This window comes from Marinobacter antarcticus (genome assembly GCF_011049865.1).
In the GTDB taxonomy this organism is placed as follows: Bacteria; Pseudomonadota; Gammaproteobacteria; order Pseudomonadales; family Oleiphilaceae; genus Marinobacter; species Marinobacter antarcticus_A.
Genome location: NZ_DRGY01000148.1, coordinates 1 through 4880, shown reverse-complemented (window position 1 = coordinate 4880; position 4880 = coordinate 1). Strand labels below are relative to the sequence as shown.

The following is a 4880-nucleotide window of genomic DNA, read 5'->3' as shown; positions in this document are numbered from 1 at the left end:
GTGTTCTGCTTTGGGCGAATTTATTGAGCGACTGAACTGCAACTTCTTCTACAACGATCAGTTTTTTGGTGAGGAAATCGCCAACAGTGCGTTTGTTCACTACCCAAAAGAGCGGTGGTTCAAGCCCGGGCCCAATGACGAGCTGCCGTCGGGTATTCTGGATGACCACTGCCTGTCTATCTACAACCCGGAGGATGAACTGGTTGGGTCCAACCTCATAGACACCAACTCCGGCAATGCAAAGCGCGGCATTTGCGCGTTGCCCTTTGTGCGCTATTCCGACAGCGAAGAGGTGCACTTCCCTTCCAACCTGATAGAGAACCTGTTTCTGAGCAATGGTATGAGTGCGGGCAACACTCTGTTTGAGGCGCAAGTGCAGTGCCTGTCAGAAATCTTTGAGCGTGCGGTCAAAAAACAGATCATTCAGGAGGAAATTACCCTTCCCGATGTACCTCTGCACGTGCTGGAAAAATACCCGAACATTCTTGAAGGCATTCAGGCGCTGGAAACACAGGGTTATCCGGTGCTGGTTAAAGACGCCTCTCTCGGCGGCCAGTTTCCGGTCGCCTGCGTGGCGCTGATGAACCCGAAAACCGGCGGTTTTTTTGCCTCTTTCGGCGCCCACCCTACGCTGGAAGTAGCGCTGGAGCGCAGCCTTACCGAGCTAATGCAGGGCCGCAGCTTTGAAGGTCTGAACGATTTTCCACCGCCAACCTTTAACAGCCTCGCGATCACCGAGCCTAATAACTACGTGGAACACTTTATTGATTCCAGCGGCGTCGTTTCCTGGCGTTTCTTCAGTGCCAAGCCTGACTGCGAGTTTAACGAATGGGACTTCTCAGGCACCAACGAAGAAGAAGCGGCTTGCCTGTTTAACATCCTCAAAGATATGGGCAAAGAAGTTTATACCGCGGTGTACGACGATCTGGGTGCCCCGGTGTGCCGCATACTGGTACCCGGTTATTCCGAGGTGTACCAAGTGGAAGACCTTATTTGGGATAACACGAATCGGGCCCTCGACTACCGTGAAGACATCCTCAACCTTCACGCCCTGAGTGATGAACAGTTGGCTGCGCTGGCTGAGCGCCTTGAAGACAGCCAGATCGATGACTACACGGACATTATTACTTTGATCGGTATTGAATTTGATGAAAATACGGTCTGGGGGCAGCTCACCGTTCTTGAGTTAAAGCTGTTGATCAACCTTGCCCTGCAACAGCACGAGGAAGCCCTTGAACGGGCAGAATCCTTTATGCAGTTCAATGACAACACCGTTGAACGCGGGCTGTTTTATCAGGCAGTAAGTGCGGTGTTGGAAATTACCCTTGATGACGAACTTCAACTGGGCGACTACCTGGTTAATCTGCAGCGCATGTTCGGTGATCAAACCATGGATGCTGTTGTGGGCTCGGTGAACGGCAATGTGCGTTTCTACGGCCTTACCCCGACCAATATGCAACTGGAAGGTCTGGAAAAACACCTGCGTCTGATTGAAAGCTACAAGAAGCTGCACGCAGCGCGTGCTGCCAGGGCTTGAAAAACAACGGGTGATAACACGCAGGAAGACGCCGTCGTGTGGTTCGCAATTTTCGGCAGCAACGTCAATATTGACGAAAAAGGCGCTGGCGCCAGCGAGTTTTCCACAGAAAAATGTGAAAGACTGCTGGGCTATAAACCCGTGTTCAGTTTTGAGCAAGCCATGCAGGAACTGGCGGCCGAGTTCGGCCACTCATCCCAGCCATCTACAAAGAGCCCGACATCATGACATCCTGGAAACATGGCGCTCCCCGAGTTGCCTTCATCAGCGGCGGGGGCAGTGGTATTGGGCTGTGCCTCGTCAAATCACTGATCCGCGAAGGCGCGAACCTTGCGATTTTTGACCTGCGCATGGCCCCTTCCGTAACCACCGAGCTACAGAGCAACGCGGGGCCGGGCCAGAAAGTTGCCTTCTACGCGGCGGACGTTACGGATCCTATCGCTCTGGAAGCAGCAATGGACAAAGCCACCAGCGACATGGGCCCACCGGATTTGGCAATTAATTCCGCAGGCATGATGCGCAACGGCGAGTTTACCTCCCTGCCCTATGAAACCTTCGAACAGGTTGTGCGCGTGAACCTTCTGGGCAGCCGAAACTTTGCGGCCGGAGCGCTGAAGCACATGCACAGTGGCGGTCATCTGGTGCTGATTGCCTCATTGGCCGGGCTGGCTGGCAGCTACACCCAGTCAGCCTATGCGGCGTCGAAGTTCGGCGTGGTGGGCCTGGCCGAAGTGCTCCGGGTTGAGCAAAAACTCAAAGGCATTGATGTCTCGGTGGTGTGCCCCGGTGAAATTTCCACGCCGCTGCTGGACTACGAGCGCGCCCACGGAAGCAGGGTTACCGAAACCGTCAATGGGCTCGCAGGGGTTCTGCCGGTCGATGAGGCCGTTGCCGGCATACTCAAAGGCATCAGAAAGCGGGAATACATGATCACCCCCGGCTTCAGGGCGAAGATGACGCGGTTTCTGGCCCGTAAGGCGACCAAGCTTATGCACTGGATCGTCGATCAGACAGTTGCCAAGGCCCTCGCGAAAGAAAAACGACAGGGTTGACCCGCCGGAGCGGGCTCCAGAAACCATGTCCTCGAGTCGCTGCCGATTCAAACATGATCTGCCTCCTTATTGCCTGCCTGACTGGTTCGAATCAGTGTCGGCCGACCCGTATCAAGAGCTTTGATCAGCTGTGACTGTTTTTCGTGAATGGCTTCTGCCGCCTGTTCACGCACAGGGCCATAACCCCGAGTCTCGCTGCTCAGTTCCGCCAACTGCAGGAAAGTATCGTAGTTGCTGGCATCCAGCTCACTGACAATCCGTTTCACCAGTTGCTGGTAGTCTTTCAGTTGGGCCCGGTCCATTTTCCGGTCGGCGGAATAGCTGAACGGATCGACAGGCGTGCCACGCAGCACCCGGAATTTAGCCAACAGTTTGAACGCACGGAACATCCAGGGGCCGAACTTGCGCTTTTTGGGCCGGCCCTGGGCGTCCACGCCCCGGTTCATGATCGGCGGAGCCAGATGGAAGTGAACCTTGAAATCGCCCTCAAAGGTGTTGTTCACCTCCTTCATGAAGTCGGTTTCGGCGAACAGGCGTGCCACTTCGTATTCATCCTTGAACGCCATAAACCGGTACAGTTGTTGGGCCACGGCGCGAGTCAGCAATTGATTGGTCTCGCCCAGCGTGTCCTCTGCCTCACGCACCTGTTTTACCAGCGCGGTGTAGCGATCGGCCCAGCGACGGTTCTGATAATTCACCAAATGCTTGTGGCGGATAGTAATCAGCTCGTCCAGGCCCGGCTCCGGTTTCACTTCCTCTACCCGCGCTTCGCCGGTGTTCAACAAATCGATGATAACTTTCACGTCTGTCGCGGCCACGCGACCCCAACCGAAGGCTTCTTTGTTGCGCTCAACCGCCACGCCATTCAGCTCAATGGCTTTCATTAGTGCGGCTTGGGACAAAGGCAACAGCCCACGTTGCCAGGCAAAGCCCAGCATCATCACGTTGGAAAACACCGTGTCACCCAGCAGCTTCTCCGCAATGCCATTGGCGTCCAGCCGTGCGAAATTATCACCGCCAACGGCATCACGAATCAGATCCAGACGCTTTTCTGACTGCATGTCCGCGTCCCGGAACAGCACGTAATCCCCGGTGGGCAGCTCCGCTTCGTTGGCGACCACGCGGGTATAATCCGGCCGTAAAACGCTCAGCGCTTTCTGGGAGGACGCAACCACCAGGTCACAGGCGATGACTGCATCGGCCTGGCCGCTGCTGATACGAACCTGGTGCAGCTTGTCCGGAGACGGCGCCATGCGTACGTAGCTCAGCACCGTACCGCCCTTCTGGGCAAAGCCGGTAAAATCCAGCACCGACGTGCCCTTGGCTTCAAGATGCGCGGCCATGGTGATGAGCTGGCCTACCGTTACAACGCCTGTGCCACCCACACCACCGACTAACACATCGTAGGAGCCCGCCAGTTCCGGCAGCACCGGTTCCGGAATATCCCTGAGCTTGCCCGTAAGCACAGAACCCGTATCCATGCCGCGGGATTTGCGCAGCTGGCCGCCTTCGATGGTCACAAAACTCGGGCAAAAACCGTTAACGCAAGAGTAATCCTTGTTGCAGGAAGACTGATCGATTTTGCGTTTCCGGCCCAGTTCCGTCTGGCGCGGCACCACAGAAAGGCAGTTCGACTGCACAGAGCAGTCGCCACAACCTTCACACACATGATGATTGATAAACGCCCGCTTGGCGGGATCCGGGTACAGGTTACGCTTGCGCCGGCGGCGCTTCTCCGCAGCACAGGTCTGGTCGTATATCAGAATGGTACAGCCGGGAATATCACGCAACTCCCGTTGAACCTTATCCAGCTCCGTGCGGTCGTGGAATGTTACGTCGCTCGGGAACAGCTGTTTACGGTCATCGTACTTTTCCGGTTCATCACTGAGCACCACAACCCGACGCACGCCTTCAGCGGCAACCTGCTGCGCAATCATGGGTACAGTGATCTGACCATCCACAGGCTGGCCGCCGGTCATTGCCACCGCGTCATTGAACAGAATCTTGTAAGTAATGTTGATGCCGGCCGCAACGGCCTGGCGAATGGCCATGGATCCGGAATGGAAATACGTGCCTTCGCCCAGGTTCTGGAACACATGGGGGTTGCCGATGTACCGACTCTTACCAATCCAGTTAACCCCTTCGCCCCCCATCTGGATCAGCGACTCTGTATTGCGGCCCATCCAGGACGCCATAAAGTGGCAACCAATGCCGGCCAGCGCCTTACTGCCCTCAGGCACTTTCGTAGAGGTGTTGTGTGGGCAGCCGGAACAGAAATACGGCAGGCGCTT

Annotated in this window: 4 protein-coding genes; 3 read left to right on the top strand and 1 reads right to left on the bottom strand. The window is 55.9% G+C overall.

Translation table 11 applies throughout. The features are described from left to right. From ENI00_RS17925 to ENI00_RS17915, 3 genes are all read left to right on the top strand, one after another. Positions 1-1537 (top strand): OsmC domain/YcaO domain-containing protein (locus ENI00_RS17925; protein ID WP_304105467.1); only part of this gene is annotated, 1537 nt, incomplete at its 5' end. Positions 1538-1573: 36 nt separating this feature from the next. Next, the gene (locus ENI00_RS17920; RefSeq protein WP_304105464.1) at positions 1574-1765 is read left to right on the top strand and encodes a hypothetical protein; all 192 of its coding nucleotides are present in this window, start codon (positions 1574-1576) and stop codon (positions 1763-1765) included. Beyond that, a complete protein-coding gene (locus tag ENI00_RS17915; RefSeq protein ID WP_304105461.1) occupies positions 1762-2589 on the top strand; it encodes an SDR family NAD(P)-dependent oxidoreductase in 828 nt (275 codons plus the stop codon). The genes ENI00_RS17920 and ENI00_RS17915 overlap by 4 nt, the downstream gene beginning before the upstream one ends. A 47-nt stretch (positions 2590-2636) precedes the next feature. On the opposite strand, the gene ENI00_RS17910 is transcribed toward ENI00_RS17915, so the two are convergent. Beyond that, a partial coding sequence (locus ENI00_RS17910; RefSeq protein ID WP_304105458.1) for an indolepyruvate ferredoxin oxidoreductase family protein occupies positions 2637-4880 on the bottom strand: 2244 nt, incomplete at its 5' end.

Excerpts from the sequence above, each read along its gene's own strand:
- ENI00_RS17915 (WP_304105461.1), top strand. The coding sequence starts at position 1,762 with ATGACATCCTGGAAACATGGCGCTCCCCGAGTTGCCTTCATCAGCGGC.